The 16,277-nt window shown below is 64.5% G+C and carries 16 protein-coding genes, 1 tRNA gene and 1 pseudogene; 5 read left to right on the plus strand and 13 right to left on the minus strand.

What is annotated here, in order from left to right:
* Positions 1–176 precede the first annotated feature (176 nt).
* The 4 genes from IRZ12_RS08260 (at position 177) to groL (ending at position 3,939) form a co-directional block, all read left to right on the plus strand.
* On the plus strand, positions 177–989 hold the full coding sequence (locus tag IRZ12_RS08260) for a TauD/TfdA family dioxygenase (RefSeq protein WP_296467051.1): 813 nt from the start codon (positions 177–179) through the stop codon (positions 987–989).
* Positions 990–1,186: 197 nt separating this feature from the next.
* Positions 1,187–1,813: a diguanylate cyclase gene (locus IRZ12_RS08265; protein WP_296467054.1), complete on the plus strand. Its 627-nt coding sequence runs from the start codon at positions 1,187–1,189 to the stop codon at positions 1,811–1,813.
* A gap of 161 nt (positions 1,814–1,974) precedes the next feature.
* A complete protein-coding gene (gene groES / locus IRZ12_RS08270; RefSeq protein ID WP_296467056.1) occupies positions 1,975–2,292 on the plus strand; it encodes a co-chaperone GroES in 318 nt (105 codons plus the stop codon).
* Positions 2,293–2,316: 24 nt separating this feature from the next.
* On the plus strand, positions 2,317–3,939 hold the full coding sequence (gene groL / locus IRZ12_RS08275) for a chaperonin GroEL (protein WP_296467060.1): 1,623 nt from the start codon (positions 2,317–2,319) through the stop codon (positions 3,937–3,939).
* 148 nt (positions 3,940–4,087) lie between these two features.
* Here groL and IRZ12_RS08280 read toward each other — a convergent pair whose 3' ends face one another.
* The 8 genes and pseudogenes from IRZ12_RS08280 to IRZ12_RS08315 all read right to left on the minus strand — a co-directional run bounded on the left by IRZ12_RS08280 (position 4,088) and on the right by IRZ12_RS08315 (position 12,730).
* Positions 4,088–7,243, minus strand: coding sequence for an error-prone DNA polymerase (locus IRZ12_RS08280; protein WP_296467062.1), 3,156 nt, complete (start codon positions 7,241–7,243; stop codon positions 4,088–4,090).
* 4 nt (positions 7,244–7,247) lie between these two features.
* Complete coding sequence (locus IRZ12_RS08285) at positions 7,248–8,717, minus strand: DNA polymerase Y family protein (protein WP_296467064.1); 1,470 nt, start codon at positions 8,715–8,717, stop codon at positions 7,248–7,250.
* Positions 8,647–9,393 (minus strand): translesion DNA synthesis-associated protein ImuA, encoded by a 747-nt coding sequence (gene imuA, locus IRZ12_RS08290; RefSeq protein ID WP_296467067.1) that lies wholly within the window; start codon positions 9,391–9,393, stop codon positions 8,647–8,649. The genes IRZ12_RS08285 and imuA overlap by 71 nt, the downstream gene beginning before the upstream one ends.
* A 143-nt stretch (positions 9,394–9,536) precedes the next feature.
* Positions 9,537–10,268 (minus strand): endonuclease, encoded by a 732-nt coding sequence (locus IRZ12_RS08295; RefSeq protein ID WP_296467071.1) that lies wholly within the window; start codon positions 10,266–10,268, stop codon positions 9,537–9,539.
* Between the two features lie 61 nt (positions 10,269–10,329).
* Complete coding sequence (gene rnhA, locus IRZ12_RS08300; RefSeq protein ID WP_296467084.1) at positions 10,330–10,797, minus strand: ribonuclease HI; 468 nt, start codon at positions 10,795–10,797, stop codon at positions 10,330–10,332.
* Between the two features lie 78 nt (positions 10,798–10,875).
* Positions 10,876–10,995 (minus strand): annotated as a pseudogene (locus tag IRZ12_RS08305) (DUF5710 domain-containing protein); the annotation flags it as partial.
* Between the two features lie 201 nt (positions 10,996–11,196).
* A complete protein-coding gene (locus IRZ12_RS08310; RefSeq protein ID WP_296467089.1) occupies positions 11,197–12,498 on the minus strand; it encodes an MATE family efflux transporter in 1,302 nt (433 codons plus the stop codon).
* 156 nt (positions 12,499–12,654) lie between these two features.
* Positions 12,655–12,730, minus strand: a tRNA-Asn gene (locus IRZ12_RS08315).
* 71 nt (positions 12,731–12,801) lie between these two features.
* Here IRZ12_RS08315 and IRZ12_RS08320 point away from each other — a divergent pair.
* Entirely contained in the window at positions 12,802–13,401 is a 600-nt protein-coding gene (locus tag IRZ12_RS08320) for a YigZ family protein (protein WP_296467073.1), read from the plus strand.
* 18 nt (positions 13,402–13,419) lie between these two features.
* Here IRZ12_RS08320 and IRZ12_RS08325 read toward each other — a convergent pair whose 3' ends face one another.
* The 5 genes from IRZ12_RS08325 to IRZ12_RS08345 all read right to left on the minus strand — a co-directional run bounded on the left by IRZ12_RS08325 (position 13,420) and on the right by IRZ12_RS08345 (position 16,034).
* A complete protein-coding gene (locus tag IRZ12_RS08325; protein WP_296467076.1) occupies positions 13,420–14,238 on the minus strand; it encodes an alpha/beta hydrolase in 819 nt (272 codons plus the stop codon).
* A 135-nt stretch (positions 14,239–14,373) separates the two neighbouring features.
* Positions 14,374–14,862, minus strand: a complete 489-nt coding sequence (locus IRZ12_RS08330; RefSeq protein ID WP_296467079.1) for a copper chaperone PCu(A)C — start codon at positions 14,860–14,862, stop codon at positions 14,374–14,376.
* A gap of 80 nt (positions 14,863–14,942) precedes the next feature.
* Positions 14,943–15,305 (minus strand): DUF2946 family protein, encoded by a 363-nt coding sequence (locus tag IRZ12_RS08335; RefSeq protein WP_296467082.1) that lies wholly within the window; start codon positions 15,303–15,305, stop codon positions 14,943–14,945.
* 59 nt (positions 15,306–15,364) lie between these two features.
* Positions 15,365–15,826, minus strand: coding sequence for a tripartite tricarboxylate transporter substrate binding protein (locus IRZ12_RS08340; RefSeq protein ID WP_296467092.1), 462 nt, complete (start codon positions 15,824–15,826; stop codon positions 15,365–15,367).
* A complete protein-coding gene (locus IRZ12_RS08345; protein ID WP_296467094.1) occupies positions 15,780–16,034 on the minus strand; it encodes a hypothetical protein in 255 nt (84 codons plus the stop codon). Before IRZ12_RS08345 ends, IRZ12_RS08340 begins: the two co-directional genes overlap by 47 nt.
* Between the last annotated feature and the right edge of the window lie 243 nt (positions 16,035–16,277).

Consider the following 16,277-nt stretch of genomic DNA (forward strand, 5'->3'; position numbering starts at 1 on the left):
GACACGCTGGTGGGAAGCACGTCCTCATCTTGAGGTATGCAAAAACTGAATAACTAGTAGTCGCTTGGCGGACTAGCTGAATCGGGCCCGCAGGCGCATGATTCCGTTCGTGCCGGATGGGCGACAGACGTTGCCGCCGACTCATGTCCGGGTTTTTCGGATCAGGAATCTTTATTATGAAATACGAATGCATCACCGTTACCCCGATATCTCCGCATATTGGGGCCGAAATCGGCAACATCGATTTGACCCGTCCGCTGAGCGATAAAGAGGTTGCGGAACTGCGCGCCGCTTTCATCGAATATCAGGTGATTTTCTTCCGTAACCAGAAAATCAGTTTCGAAGATCAAATCCGTACCGCCAGCTATTTCGGGAAACTGGGCAAGCACGTCGGCGTCAATACCATCAGCAAGACCACGGACAACCCGTACGTCCGCAAATTCCACTACGACGAGACCTCCAAGCAGATCTCGGGCGAGAACTTCCACAGCGACCAGTCCTGCGCCCCGATCCCGCCCATGGCCAGCATGCTCTACAACCACACGGTGCCTCCGCACGGCGGCGGCGACACCATGTTCGCGAGCATGTACGCGGCATACGACGCGCTTTCGCCGAGGATGAAGGCCTACCTGGAAGGCCTGACCGCGACGCATGACGGCACGCGGGTGTTCGGTGCCGGCACGCCGATCTCTTCTCATCCCGTGATCGCGCGCCACCCCGAAAGCGGCAAGAAGCTCATCTTCGTCAACACCGACTTCACCTCGCACATCAACGAGTTGCCCAAGCTGGAAGGCGACCGCATCCTGCAATTCTTGGTCGATCACTGCAACAAGCCCGAATGGACCTGCCGCTTCCGCTGGGAGCCGCATTCGATCGCCTTCTGGGACAACCGTTGCACGCACCACAAGGCGATCTGGGATTATTGGCCCAACGTGCGCTCGGGTTTCCGGGTCCAGATCGAAGGCACCGAGCCTCCGATGCCCGGCTGATTTTCCCCGGTTTTTTCCGCTGGATAAAAGGCGGCTTGCTAGGCAAGCCGCCTTTTTTGTTTGGCCTGCCTTCCGGGGCTGCAGGGGTGCTTGAACGGGGCGACATGGCGCGATAAATTTTTTGCACGAAGCCCGGCGGCCCCGCGTCCCGCCTCCCGCGCGCGAGCCGGGGCCGCGTAAATCGAATCGGAGGCAGGATGAACGTCTTTGAAACGATTTCGGCCCATGCCGCAGCCATGAAGCTGCCTATTTATGCGGTGACCGCGACTACCGTGCCGAAGCGCGACACGCCGGTCCTCCTCATCATCCACTGGCATGGCTTCGGGCGGGAAACGCCGCTGAAACTCGAGGGCGTGCCGTTGCCCCTGCGGGCGGTAGCCGGCTCCGGGCTGCAGCTCGAGGTGCAGGGGGAAGGCATTTCGGCCATCGAACAGGCCTTGCTCGATGCGGCCTGGCAATTGGGGGCTTGGGACCTGGAGCGCCTCGTGAGTCGCCCGTGGTGGCGGCTGGGGGCCTCGGCCAGCGAAGCACTGGCCGGCCATCGCGCCTTTGGCGACTATCCTGATGCCACCGAGCCAGGGGTCATCATGGAAGCGCCGGATCGCGACGGCATGCTGCGCATGGCCGCCCACAAGGGTTATGTGCGCTGGTTGTTCCGGCCCCGCAAAGGCGGCCTCTGGCAGTTGACAGGCGACGAAGACAGTACGCTGGATAGTGCCGGTGGCCGCGCGCTGCCGTGCCCGGTCGTGCCATACCCGTTCGAAGCAGGAAAAGACGGTCGCGCCGTCTATCGATTGGGCAGGGTCGACCGCATCATCCTTTAGTTACATTTTGTTTCAAATTGCGCAGGCGGCAGCCTCTTGAAGGTTTGCCGCCTGCTCATATTTTCCGGTCCGCGGCGCAGGCGCCCCTCCCGGCGCGAGGCGCGGCGCCTGTCTCGCCTGTATCCCTTTCTGGTGACCTGTAATCGCTTAGGAGATTGATCATGAAGATTCGTCCCCTTCACGACCGGGTAATCGTCAAACGAATAGAACAACAACGCCAGACGGCCTCGGGCATCGTGATTCCGGACACCGCAGCGGAAAAGCCCGAGCAGGGGGAAGTCATCGCCGTGGGTCCCGGCAAGACCCTCGATGACGGCAGCGTGCGTCCCCTCCAGGTGAAGGTCGGCGATCACGTGCTGTTCGGCAAATATGCCGGCCAGACGGTGAAGATCGACGGCGAGGAATTCCTCGTCATGCGCGAAGACGATGTGCTCGGCATCCTCGAGGACAAGCAGGGCGAACTGAAGAAAGCCGCCTAACGATAGGATTGCGAGGAAAACGATATGAGTGCAAAAGACATCAAGTTCCATGACGGTGCCCGCGCGCGTATCGTGCAGGGCGTCAACATCCTGGCTGATGCGGTCAAGGTCACGCTTGGCCCGAAGGGCCGCAACGTGCTGCTCGAACGCAGCTTCGGCGCGCCCGTGGTCACCAAGGACGGCGTCTCCGTGGCCAAGGAGATCGAGCTGAAGGACAAGTTCGAGAACATGGGGGCCCAGATCGTCAAGCAAGTCGCCTCCAAGACCGCCGACGTTGCTGGCGACGGCACCACGACCGCTACCGTGCTGGCCCAGGCCATCGTGCAGGAAGGCATGAAGCACGTCGCTTCGGGCATGAACCCCATGGACCTGAAGCGCGGCATCGACAAGGCCGTCAATGCCGTGGTCGAAGAGTTGAAGAAGCTCTCCAAGCCGATATCCACCAACAAGGAGGTGGCGCAGGTTGCCGCGCTGTCGGCCAACGCCGATGAAGCCGTGGGCAAGATCATCGCCGAGGCGATGGAAAAAGTCGGCAAGGAAGGCGTGATCACCGTCGAAGACGGCAAGTCGCTGGAGAACGAGCTCGACATCGTCGAGGGCATGCAGTTCGATCGCGGCTACCTGAGCCCGTACTTCATCAACGATCCGGAAAAGCAGATCGCGGTCCTGGAAGAACCGTTGATCCTGCTGCACGACAAGAAGATCTCCAACATCCGCGAACTCTTGCCCGTGCTCGAGGCGACGGCCAAGGCTGGCAAGCCGCTGCTCATCGTGGCCGAGGACGTCGAAGGCGAAGCGCTCGCGACGCTGGTGGTCAACGCCATGCGCGGCGTGCTCAAGGTTGCGGCCGTCAAGGCCCCGGGCTTTGGCGATCGCCGCAAGGCCATGCTGGAAGACATCGCCATCCTCACGGGGGCGACCGTCATCTCCGAAGAAACCGGCAAGCAGCTCGAGAAGGCTACCCTGGAAGACCTTGGCCGCGCCAAGCGCGTGGAGGTGCAGAAAGAGAACACCATCATCATTGACGGCGCTGGCGAACAGTCGCGCATCGATGCGCGCGTCAAGTCCATCCAGAAGCAGATCGAGCAGGCCACCAGCGATTACGACCGTGAAAAGCTGCAGGAGCGCGTGGCCAAGCTGGCGGGCGGCGTGGCCGTGATCAAGGTGGGCGCCGCGACCGAAGTCGAGATGAAAGAGAAGAAGGATCGCGTCGACGATGCCCTGCACGCGACTCGCGCCGCAGTGGAAGAGGGCATCGTGCCGGGTGGTGGCGTCGCGCTGCTGCGCGCCCGGGCGGCCGCCGAAAAAATCAAGGGCGACAACAGCGACCAGGATGCCGGTATCCGCATCGTGTTGCGCGCCCTCGAAGCGCCGCTGCGCACCATCGTCGCCAATGCGGGCGAAGAGCCCTCGGTGGTCGTCTCGAAGGTGCTGGAAGGCAAGGGCAACTATGGCTATAACGCCGCCACCGGCGAATACGGCGATCTGGTCGAGATCGGCGTCGTCGATCCTACCAAGGTGACGCGGACCGCGCTGCAGAACGCCGCGTCCATCGCCGGCCTGATCCTGACCACCGACGCCACGGTGGCCGAACTGCCCAAGGAAGAAAAGGCCCCGGCTCCCGCTGGCGGCGGCATGGACTTCTAAGCGTTCGGTTGCCCAGCAAGACCGCGCCGCGCCTGGCGCGGTTTTTTTTCGTTCGTCCGTGCCGCTTTGCGATGTGCGGGCGAGCGTTGTGTTCGTCGCCTCGTTGCCGCCCGTCGCGTCCCGGCGACCTGGGGCCCCTGGGCCTTCCTCAATGGAAATTGCGGCTCGATACGACGAGCTTGCCAAGCAGGGGAGTGAGGTCGACCAGCCGTTTCGCCAGCAGGTGCTGCACGCCCTGGTGCGATTGCCAGGTACCGTATACACCCAGCAATGGAGCACCTACCAATTCGCGGCGCTGGCGTTCAGCCAGGCCCGACCAGACGATGACGTTGACCTGGCCCGTTTCGTCTTCCAGCGTGATGAATACGGTACCTTTGGCCGTACCTGGCCGCTGGCGCACCGTGACGATGCCACAAGCGCGCGCCAGTCGGCGGTCCGGGTAAGTTTTCAGGACCGAAGCGGGCATGAAGCCGCGCCGCGTGAGGCGTTCGCGCAGCAGCGCCAACGGATGGCGCCGCAGCGTGAGCTTCAAGGCTTCGTAGTCGGCCCGGATGTCGTCGGCCTCGCCCGGCGCATCGAGCAGCGGCGCTGGCTCATAGGGCATGGCGTCGCGCAGCAGGCCGGGCTGGGGAACGTTGTCGGCTGCTTCCCAGAGCGCGGCGCGCCGATGTCCCGACAAAGAGCGCAGGGCATCAGCGGCGGCAAGGGCTTGCAAAGCCTGGCGATCGAGATCGGCACGGCGCGCCAGGTCCGTGGCATTCCGGAACGGCGCTTCTTTCCTGGCGGCTTCGATGCGACGCCCCGCGCTTTCGGACAGCCCCTGCACCTGGTTCAACCCCAGGCGTACCGCGGGACGTTCGCCAGCAGGCTCGAGCGTGGCATCCCAATCGCTAGCGAGGACGTCTACCGGGCGAATTTCCACGCCATGTCGCTGGGCATCTTGGATCAATTGATAAGGCGAGTAAAACCCCATGGGCTGGCTATTGAGCAAGGCCGCCAGGAAGGCCTCCGGTTCATGGCACTTGAGCCAGGCGCTTGCGTAGGCAAGCAATGCGAAGCTGGCTGCATGCGATTCGGGAAAGCCATATTCCCCGAAGCCTTGTATCTGGCGGCAGATGCTTTGGGCGAATTCCAGTTCGTAGTCGTTAGCCAGCATGCCGCGGATGATTTTTTCGTAGTGTTTTTCGAGATTGCCTTTGCGCTTCCAAGCCGCCATGGAGCGGCGCAGCTCGTCGGCTTCTCCCTCTGTATAGCCGGCCGCGCACATCGCGAGCTGCATGACCTGTTCTTGAAAAATAGGAACGCCGTAGGTGCGCTCCAGGACTTTCTTGACTGCCGGGCTGTGGTATCGAATGCGTTCCGGCTGCTGGCGCTGGCGCAGGTACGGATGCACCATGCCGCCCTGGATGGGGCCCGGCCGCACGATGGCGATCTGGACGGTGAGGTCGTACAGATTGCGCGGCTGCAGGCGGGGCAGCATGCTCATTTGCGCGCGCGACTCGATCTGGAACACGCCTATGGTGTCCGCTTTGCAGATCATGTCGTACGTCGCCTCGTCTCCGTGCGGCACGGCGTAGAGCTCCAGTGTGTGCCCGCGACGCCGGCTGGCAAGCTCCAGCGCCCGGCGTAGCGCCGTGAGCATGCCCAAGGCCAGTATGTCTACCTTGAGCAGTCCCGCGGCATCGAGGTCGTCTTTGTCCCATTGCACGATGCTGCGGTCTTTCATGGCGGCGTTCTCGATGGGCACCATGCGCGAGAGTTTGCTGTGCGAAATGACGAAGCCGCCGGGGTGCTGAGATAGATGGCGCGGGAAACCGAGCAATTGTTCGGCCAGGTTCGCCCAAAGCTGCGCTTCTGGGGAGTCGGCCGCCAAGCCGCATTCCTCGAGGCGCTTCAGGATGTTCTTTTTTCCATCCCACCATTGGTGGGCCTTGGCGACGCGGTCCACCAGGGCGAGATCCATGCCGAGCGCGCGCCCCACGTCGCGCAGTGCGCTGCGCGAGCGGTAGGAAATGACGACGGCGGTCAGCGCCGCCCGGTCGCGGCCGTATTTTTTGTAAATGTATTGGATGACATCTTCGCGGCGTTGGTGCTCGAAGTCGACGTCGATGTCGGGCGGTTCGTTGCGCTCTTTGCTGATGAAGCGCCCGAAGAGCAGGTCGATGCTTTCGGGCCGGACTGCGGTGATGCCCAGGCAGTAGCAGACTGCGGAATTGGCGGCGGAGCCGCGTCCTTGACAGAGGATGTTGCGGCTGTTCGCGAACTTGACGATGTCGTACACGGTCAAGAAATAGGCCTCATAGCGCAGCTCGGAGATCAGCGCGAGTTCTTTCTCGAGCTGGGTCCGGATGCGTTCGGGAATCCCTTCTGGATAGCGCTTGCGCGCCCCGGCGTAGGTTTCGCTGCGCAGGTAGGAAGCGGGTGTATGCCCCGCCGGCACGAGTTCTTCGGGATATTCGTAGCGCAGCTGGTCCAGGTCGAAGGCGCACAGTTTGGCGATACGCACGGTTTCTTCCAACGCTTCAGGGGGATAGAGCCTGGCCAGGTGGACGCGAGTCCTCAGGTGTTGCTCCGCGTTGGCCGCCAGCGCATATCCGCATTGGCCCACGGGCCGGCGCAAGCGGATGCCGCATAAGACGTCGTGCAAGGGCTTGCGGGAGCGGACATGCATTTCCACCCGTCCCGTGGCCACCACGGGCAATGCATACTGGCGCGCGATGCTTTCCACCGTGTTGCGGTGATGGTCGTCTCCTGGAAGGTTGAGCAAGCTCAATGCGAGCCAGCACCGTCCGGGGAAGGTCGCGGCCAGCCATTCGGCCTGCCGGGACAGGCGATCCGCGCCTATTCCATGGGCGGGGACGAGAATGGCGAGGCAATGCGGCATGCCGCGCAAATGGGCATATCCTGCAGGGGGATGCGCGAGATCGTCCGCGCGCAAGCAGTAGCTGCCCTTGGCGCTTCGGGAACGGGCGTACGTGATCAATTCCGCAAGGTGACCGTAGCCTTCCTTGTCCGTGGCCAGCAGCACGAGCTCCATCCCGGGCGAGTCCGTTTCGTCTTGCAGGCGGAATTGACTGCCCAAGATCAGCGGCAGCTTTTTCTCCTTGGCCCGGACATGGGCGCGTACCGCACCCGCCAGCGAGCATTCGTCGGTGATGGCCAGGGCCGCATAACCGAGCTCGGCGGCGCGGTCCACCATTTCCTCCGGCCACGAGGCGCCGCGCAAGAAACTGAAGTTGGTCAGGCACTGCAGCTCGGCGTACGGAGGCAGGCTGATGCCGGGAAGGGAAGGTGGAGCAGCCATGGCGTCAGGCATACAGGCCGTGCAGGTACCACCGGGGCTCCTTCAGAGACCGGTCGAGATAAATCCAATAGCGGATTTTGTCTTCGCTTTCGGCCACGAAGTAATCGCGGGAAATGGGCGAGCCGTCCCACCAGCCGGCTTCGATGCGCTCGGGCCCGCGCAAGATGCGCAACGGCGTGCCGTAATACGGTCGATGCTCACGCATGACGAGAGGAATGGGCCGCTGCAGCAGCCAGAACGGACGCTCGGCAGAGAAGTTTTCCGCCGTGGCGGCCGAGCGGAACGGCCCGAGTGCCGGCAGCCAGCGGTTGGCCGCCTCGGGACGGTGATCGGCCTGTGGCCGGGCAGCCAAGACTTGGCCGGGGCCCAGGCGCGCCGTCAGCAGGTCCAGCAGGCGCCCTTCCCGGGCAGGCTCTCCTCCGGGCTCGATGAAGAGGTCGTCTGGCGCCGGCTCGCGGGGTGCGAGCCGGTCGGTCTGCAGGCCAACGGCGATGACCGGCGCCTGGAGTGACAGGCGCCCCAGGTGTTCTTTGAGCAGGTGCAATAAATGATCGGGCTGCCATTCGGGGTCTGCCGGCGCGATGGACAGGCGCGTAGGAGGGCGGGCATGGCGGCCGCGTTCGTGTTCCAGGACCAGCACGACGGCGCACACGGCCGCCTGTACTGCATTGAGCCATCCCGCCAATTGCTGGATGAGCCGCCTGGCCACCGTGAGCACGGCCGGAGCATGTTCGATGCGGGCCAGTAATTCAATGCGGGCCGAGAACTCGAGTGGGGGTCGTATCCATTCGAAGACTTCTGGATGGTGCCCGTAGGCTTGGTCGATCGATCGAAGCAAATCGGGGCCGCAGCGGCGCTGCATGCCGGCACGCGGCAAGCGGAGCAGCGCGGCGAGGGTGCGGCAGCCTATGCCTTCGAGCCATTCACGGTGCGGGCGGGCAGCGGGCAGCAGGGTGCAGGGAATGTTCCCCAGGTTGCGCACGAGTGCCGGCAGCCGCAGCACCCGACGCGGGCCGGGGGTAGCACGTGCCGCGAGCAGCCATGCGCCGAGGGCAGTGGGAGCCATGCCGAGGCGGGACTGGCAGCCGAGCTCGCCCATGCTGCGGCGTATGCGCCGGCACAAGGAGGCCGGGCCGCCGAAGGCCCGCAGACTGGGGCCGACTTCCAATAGCAGGCTGGCCTCGGGACCGAAGGCGACGTCGGGGGTGTATTGCAGCATGGCGAGCGAGGCAGCCTTCAGCAGTTGCTGCTCGCGTTCGGCGTCGCGTTGGATGAACGAGGCGTGGGGCGCCACCGCGCCTGCGCTTTTTTTGCGCATGCCTGGACGCACGCCCAGCCTGCGGGCCTCGGGGGTGACGGCTACCACCTGCTCGTGATCCAGGACCGCCACGGCGGGCGCGGCCTCATCCGACCAGAGCGGGTTCAGTGCGTCGAGGCTGGGTTGCGTCAGGTAGACGGCTATCCACAACCGCATGATGGGGCTCGGAAGACGGAACGGCGTCGCCCGGCGCCGAGGGGGCAGGCGCGAGCGGCAGCACCAAGGGGGTTTCCTGGCAGGGGCCGCGGCGCTTGAGTATGCGCAGGCATAGCCGATCCCCGGCCGGCTGCAGCAGCAGCCGCAAGGAGGCTGGAGAGGAGGCTTGTGCCGCGGCGGCCGGGCGGAACATGAAGAAAGCGGTTTCTCCGCCTTGCGCGGCCAAGTGCAGCCGCCGCAGGGCCGTGGCGGACGAATGCTCCGCCCAGTAAAGCAAGGCCCCGCAGCTTCCGTGCTTGAGGATTTGCTCGGCGGCCCATAGGGCATTGGTCGTTTCCCTGGGCGACACCCAAAGCAGTTGCCGGACCGGAAAGCCCTGGGCCAGCCAGGCCTGTTGGCAGGGGACGTGCGGAGGTCGAAGCAGGACGATGCTGCGCTTGGGGGGAAGCCTGCGCAGGGCGGGCAGCAGCAGCCTGAGCTCGCCTATGCCGGAGTGCGGCAGCAACAATTCGATGAGCTGCCCCAGGGGCCAGCCCCCGCCGGGCAGATTGCGGGATAGTTCGGGATGGCCGGTCTCCACACACGGCTGGTCGGCCCGTGCGAGCTGCGACCCCCGCCAGAGCAGCGGGTGGATGGCGGGCAAAGCCGAGGGCGAGGAAGCAGCGAAAGCAGGCATGGGGATGCGCGAACACAACGGATGGATACTGTATGAATATACAGTATCTCCGTCAAGTCACCGCTGTCGCCATGTCCCCGCCATCCGTGGGCTGATCCTTCCCCAGGGGCTCGGCCCACGGCGGGGAGGAGTGCTCGCGCGCCTTAGCTACGGCTGCAGAAACTGTCTACTGCCGCCGGGTCGGAGACGAAGCGGTTGCCGCTGCCCTGTATGCGCTGGATGCGGTGCTCCCGTTCGCGCTCCCAGGCGTCCACCGGATAGGCCCGGGCCCAGGTGCAGAACAGGCGCCGATCCTGTTGGCTCAGGTGCAGGCCATAGGTGGTGGCCATGTACATCTGGATGCGTGCAATGCGTCCCCGCACCACTTGCCGGGGCTGTATGCGGCGCTTTTTGAAGTCCACGACAGTGCGGCATTGGCCATAGATGGGAGGCGGGTCGTCTGCCCACACAGCATAGCGGAAATTAGAGCGGTCCGCGTTGATCTCGCCGATCACGGGAACAAGGTTGACTAGATCGCCTTCCGCTTTGCGGAAGACCGGGTCGACGGCCGCGCAGTGCTTGCGTCCGCCGCGTTGCCAGCACTGCCGCTGGTGGCCGATGACCCAGGCTGGCACGACGTGTTCCCACTCCTGGCGTGATCCACGGCGGGCGTCCTTGCGGACCTGGTAGCTACAGGAGGAAAAGTCAATGCTTTTGCCGCGGTAGCGGCATCCGCAATAAAACGTGCTTTCTAGGCCTGCATAGACCTTGGGGAGGACTTGCTTGGCATGCCGGAAATCGCGGTGGCCGACGGCGCCCGGCCGGGTGACCAGGTCTGCGGCATGAGCGGGAAGCAAGGAGAGAAGCAGTGAAAATGCCAGCGAGCGGAAAATCATGGGGCGGCATTGTACGCGGCCGACCCATCCTCGATCTGAGGGAGAACGCGGCGCCAACGGGTCAGTTCGACGTTCCGCTTCCTGCCACCACGCGCACCACGGCTTCGCTCTTGCCCGTACGTTGCGCATGATCCAGGCCTTCGTTGGCCAGTGCATCGGCCCGTTCGTTGCCGACATGGCCGTTGTGTCCGCGTACCCACTTGAACGTGGCACGATGCCGATCCGCTTCTGCGATCAGCGTCTTCCAGAGTTCGACGTTCTTGACGTCTTTCCAGTTCTTGCGCACCCATCCATGGCGCCATTGGTTCATGCCGTTCACGACGTACTGGGAGTCGGTATAGACGACGACGTCGCAAGGCTGCGGCAGCCAGCGCAAGGCTTCGGCAGCCGCGGTCAACTCCATGCGGTTGTTGGTCGTGTCCGGAGACCCGCCAAAGATTTCCACGGTGCCGTCCGGCGTGCGGATCAGCGCGCCCCAGCCGCCCGGGCCGCCGGGATTGCCACGGCAAGCACCGTCGCAAAAAATCACGGCTCCGTTGGCCGGCGGCGCTTCGTCCACGGGCGCCGCCACGGCCGAGGCAGGCGCATCGACGTCCAGCCAGCGTTGAAAAGGCGTGAGATCGGCGGCGTCCTTGACGTACCACTTCTTCTGCGCGGGAGACCACCTGGCCCCTAGCGCCTTGGCTTCGTCCTTCTCGGCATAGGGCACTTTGAGCCAGACAACCATGGGATCACCATCTCTATACAAGGGGCGTGACCATAATCGGCCAAGCAAGCCATTGTCAAGGCAAAGGGGCAGCAGCGCCTGGCGGGATGCGCTGCTCAATTCGTGGGCGGGGAACCTCAAAGCGCGCTGTGATGCGGGCCGTTTCCGTTTGTTCCACTGCTGTCCCCAAGCTTGTCCACAGGATGCGGGGATAACCCCGCATCAGGATGCATTTGCCGACACGGACGCGCCGGGTGCGCGGTAAAGCGTGCGGGGAGCTGCCAGGTGCAGCGTCAATCCGCGCAGGGCGTTGAAAGTAAGAAAAGACAGCCATAGGCCGTGATTGCCAAACTTCGGCAACAGCCCCAGGGACAATCCGAGGAAGGCGGCGCCGCACAAGAGCATGGAATACATCAGCGTCCGGGTCTGCGTCGCGCCGATGAACATGCCGTCGTACAGGTAAGCCCAGACCGAGGCGATGGGCGCCAGTACCATCCACGGCAGGAAGTGCGCGGCCGTTTCGCGCAGCACCGGCTGGTCAGTCAGCATGGCGACGATGGCGGGGCCTGCCGCGGCATATGCCGCCGCGTAACCCAGCGCACCGGCGGCGGCCCAGCCCATGCATAGCCGCACCGCGCGGCGCAGCCCCGGGGCGTCGCCCGCGCCTACGGCTGAACCGACCAGTGCCTCCGCTGCATGCGCGAAACCGTCGAGGCCGAAAGCCATGAAGGTCAGGAAGTTCAGCAAGAGGGCATTGGCGGCGAGCACCGTGTCGCCTTGCATGGCACCAAGGTGTGCAAACCACCCCATGCTCGCCAGCAGACAGGCCGTGCGGATGAATATGTGGATATTGATGCCGACCAGCCGCCGCATGGCCGAGGCGTCGAGCAAGGCCGCCAGGCGCAGGGCCGGCCAGGCAGACCGGTGGGAGCGCCATAGCAGGAACCCGCCGGCCAGCGTGCCGACGCCGTCGGCCGCGGCCGTGGCCGCGCCAATGCCGGTCACGCCCCAGTCGAAGACGTGCACGAACAGCAGCACGGCCGCGAGGTTGACGAGGTTGATCAGGATTTGCAGGCCGAGCGCGATGCGTACCCGCTGGCAACCCAGCAGCCAGCCCAGGATGACGTAGTTGGCGAGAGCGAGCGGAGCCGCCCAGATCCGGCCCCGGCAGTAGGCCGTCGCCTGCCGGGTGACTTCCGCGCTCCCTCCCAGCAGTTCCAGGCCCAACGCGATCAGTGGTCCTTGCAATGCCAGCAGGAGTAGTCCGATTGCGGCGGCCAGGATCATGGCACGCACCACCGTCGCGGCGAGCGCGGGTTCGTCGCCTTTGCCCCAGGCCTGGGCGACGAGGCCGGTGGTTCCCATGCGCAAGAAACCGAAGCCCCAGAAAAGAAAGCTGAATAGCAAGCCGCCCAATGCGACGCCTGCCAGGTATTCCGGGCCGGGAAGATGGCCTGCTACCCCGGTATCGACGGCCGACATCAAGGGTTGCGTGAGATTGGCAAGCACGATGGGCAAGGCCATCGCGAGAATGCGCCGATGGGTGAGGGGAGGAGACACTGGGGGCACGGACCGTCCTTCCGCCGGGTCGTATTCGTCTTGCCGCTGCCGCGGCGTTTCGCGGCGAGCATACCCTGAAACGAAAAACGGACGCCCTGGGCGTCCGTTCCTCATCGAATTTGGCTCCCCGAACTGGGTTCGAACCAGTGACCTGCGGATTAACAGTCCGTCGCTCTACCGACTGAGCTATCGGGGAATCGAGCCCGTAACTATAGCAGAAAAAAATGCGGCGTCAAAGGACGCGAGCAGGGCGGTAAACTTGCCGCCATGAGTTCCCTCTTTACGCTCGAAGCGCCTTGCAGCTACCGCGAGGAGATCCGCAAGAGCCGGTTCCTCGCGCATGCGGCGCCGGTCTCGAGCGCCGATGACGCGATGGCTTTCTTCGCCAGGCATTCCGATCCCACGGCCACGCATAACTGCTGGGCTTACCGCATCGGCGCTTCGTATCGCTTCAACGATGATGGCGAACCGGGCGGCACTGCCGGGCGCCCCATCTTGCAGGCCATAGACGGACAGTCCTGCGACCGCGTCGCAGTGCTGGTGGTGCGCTGGTTCGGCGGCACGCTCCTGGGGGCAGGCGGGCTCGTGCGCGCCTATGGAGGCTGCGCCGCCAATTGCCTGCGCCTGGGACGGCGCGTGCCGCTGGTGGAAGTAACCGAAGCCGAAGTCTCGTGCACGTTCGCCGAACTGCCGCTGTTCAAGGCGCGGCTGCGTAGCCATGGTGCAGAGGTCGTCCAGGAACATTTCGACGAGCACGGTGCCCGCCTCTCGATCAAAGTGCCGCGCGCCAACCTAGATGCGTTGAAGCAGGTCCTGACAGGCTTGAGCCGCGGTCGTTCCGTGCTGGAACTGCGGGACGCGCCCTGATGGCGTCCGGCTTATAGCTTATAGGCCGGCGAGCTTACAGGCGCGCTGGACCAAGATGCCATCGGGTGAGGCCAGGTCGTTCAAGATAGTGAAGTGATTGCGGTCGGCCACTCGCAGCAACTCACCGGGCAAGCCGGCGCGCGCGGCAGCGAATGTCTCGGCCTGGCGCTGGAATTCCGGAAGCTCCGCCGCGCCGTACGCCAGGATCAGTTCGCGGCGGCTGAGCGGTCGGTGCAAGGGACTGAGCCGTTGCACGTCCGGCGGACACAGGCACAGTCTTTCATTCAAGTGGCTGAGCCGGATGGGTTCGAGGTCATAGATGCCGCTGATGGCCAGGCCTGCGCTGACACCCGGCTCGTCAAGCACCATGGCGGCCAGGTGCGCCCCGGCCGACCAGCCGCAGACGATAAGGCGATCCGGGTCGGTGCCCCATTGTGATGCATGCCGTGTCAGCCAACCGATGGCCGAGCGGATTTCACCCACGATGCCGCCCAGGGACTGCTCCGGCGCTAGCGTATACCCCACCACAGCCACGTGCAGCCCGTGGGCAAGCGGCCCGGCGGCCAAAAAGCTGAAGCTATCCTTGGAGCCTGACTGCCAGTAGCCGCCGTGGATGAACACCATGAGCGGGCCGGGCCGCGCGGCCGGAAAGTAATCGATCCGGTTGCGCGAGGCCGGCCCGTAGCGCAGGTCGAGGTACTGGGGATACGCCGCCCGCAGCTTGGCGCTGCGCTCGTTGAACTCCGCCATCAGCACCGCGCTGTTGAGCACGGCGGCGCAATTATCGTAGGCGACGTCGAGTTCCTCCCGGGGCATCCCGTTGTACATCGCAGTCATACGACGATTCCGGTCCAGGCAGGAAGCGAGGATGTCATGATCTCGGGCAGCAACCAACATTTCCGAAGCAGAAGAATTCATCCTTTCTCGTTCCAATGCAAGACCTGTGCCGGCTCTACGTCGCGGCGGCGCTCTTTAGTGGTGCATGCCGTGCGTTCCGTGTTCGCCGCCCCGCGCACCCGGCGCATGGACTTTGAACTCTACCTGTACCTCGCCCGCCTTCTCGAAAACGAGCGTGGCCGGGAAGCTGGCACCTTCCTTCAGTGGCGCCTTCAGCCGCACGAACATGATGTGGTAGCCGCCGGGCTTGAGCTCCACCTCGCCACCTGCCGGCACGGCGATGGCGTCCACTTGCCTCATGCGCATGATGTCGCCTTCCATTTGCATCGTGTGCAGTTCGGTCGACGCCGAGACATCGGCCCGGACGGCGATGAGCTTGTCCGCCTCGCCCGCGTTCGTGAGTTTGAGGAATCCCCCTCCGCTGGGCTGGCCGGGCGCCGTGGCGCGGGCCCACGGGTGCTCGATACGGATGCTGCCCGCAGTGTAGCCGTGGGCGTGTGCGCTGGCCGCGCCGGCAACGAGCAGAGAAACCAAGAAGCTAGAAAGAAAAGGGCGAATCTGCATGTTTTTTCTCGTCGTAAAAATGCGGGTCGATGCGGGCGCGGCGGGTACGACGCGCCCGAGCTCTCTCACGTAGCCAAGCGTCATGCCGGCGGCGCGCGGGACGAGAAATGCAGGTAAGGGGGAAGGGGAAAAGTCCAGGCCGAAAAATCGACATGATAGGCCGGACCGCAGTCGAGCAGGACGGTCCGTGCCGGATCGGACGGAGGGGGCGGAAGCGCAGCGGCGTGGGCGCCCGCCAGGCACAAGGGGCACTGCAGCGCCGCCAAGACGTGGGCGCCGCCGTCTAGCGGCCCCAGCGGAACCGAGGCCGTTCCCTGATGGGAACAGAGCTCGGCCACCAACTGCTGTCTGCCGGCGGCCGCGTGCACCATCGGGACGGCGGCATGCCAGAGTACGCACAGCAGTGCCAGCCAGGCGAGGCGTGAGGAAGCGTAAGCGGCCATGGGCCGATCATACTCCAGTCCCGGGATGAGGCCGGAAATGCCCCCGCCCCAGGGCCGGATCACTCAGGCTTGATGCCCGCCTTCTTCGCGACCTCGCCGAACAGCTTCACTTCGCGCTCGATGCGCGCCTTCATTTCGGCTGCCGTCTCCTGCGTAGCCTCGAAGCCGGCCGCCTTGAGCTTGTTGGCATACTCCGGGTTGGCCACGACTTTCTTGACGGCGTTCTCGAGCTTGGCGCGAACGTCAGGCTCCACGCCGGCCGGCACCATGATGCCAAACCAGATGCTGATCGTGACGCCTGGGTAGCGTTCGGCCGCAGCGGGCACATCCGGCAGCGCGGGCAGGCGCTTGGGCTCCATGACAGTCAACGGCACCAAGCGCTTGCTGCGGATGTACTCGACCGAGGGCGCGTATGTAGCCGATGCCAGGTTGATCTGCCCGCCCACCGCATCGGACACGACCGCTGCCGCCCCTTTATACGGTACATGCACGAGATCGATGCCTGCCGCGGATTTCAGCAATTCGACCGCGAAATGCTGCGGGGTGCCGTTGCCCGAGCTCTGCGGAAAGATACGGCGCCACCAAGCGCGCGACGATGTCTGTGCCTCCTCCCGGCCCGAACGGCACCACGAAGCGGATCGGGCGGGACGGGAAGGTGTCCGCATGGGCTGCGGCGCTGGACACGGCGAGCAGCGCTGCGGACAGAAAAGCGCGAACTTTCGTTTTCATGAGTCTCCTCTAGCGTTTTGCCGGCACGAGAAATCTCGCAGTGTGTTTATCGTGAGGCCGGCCTGACGGAATGCCGCTCCGCCGTGCCAGGCATGGCCGCCAGCGGACGCGCTGCGGCAAGGTACCGAACAGCCTGGCATTGATCAAGATTGAATGTTGAATAAACCTATTGCCCCTAGCCGGCGCTCGAAGGGCGGGCACGGTTGTCGCAAACGGCTGGAAGCGCCGCGGCAAAGAGGGGGC

Origin of the sequence: Pigmentiphaga sp., from assembly GCF_019689535.1 — a bacterium.
Taxonomy (GTDB): Bacteria; Pseudomonadota; Gammaproteobacteria; order Burkholderiales; family Burkholderiaceae_B; genus Pigmentiphaga.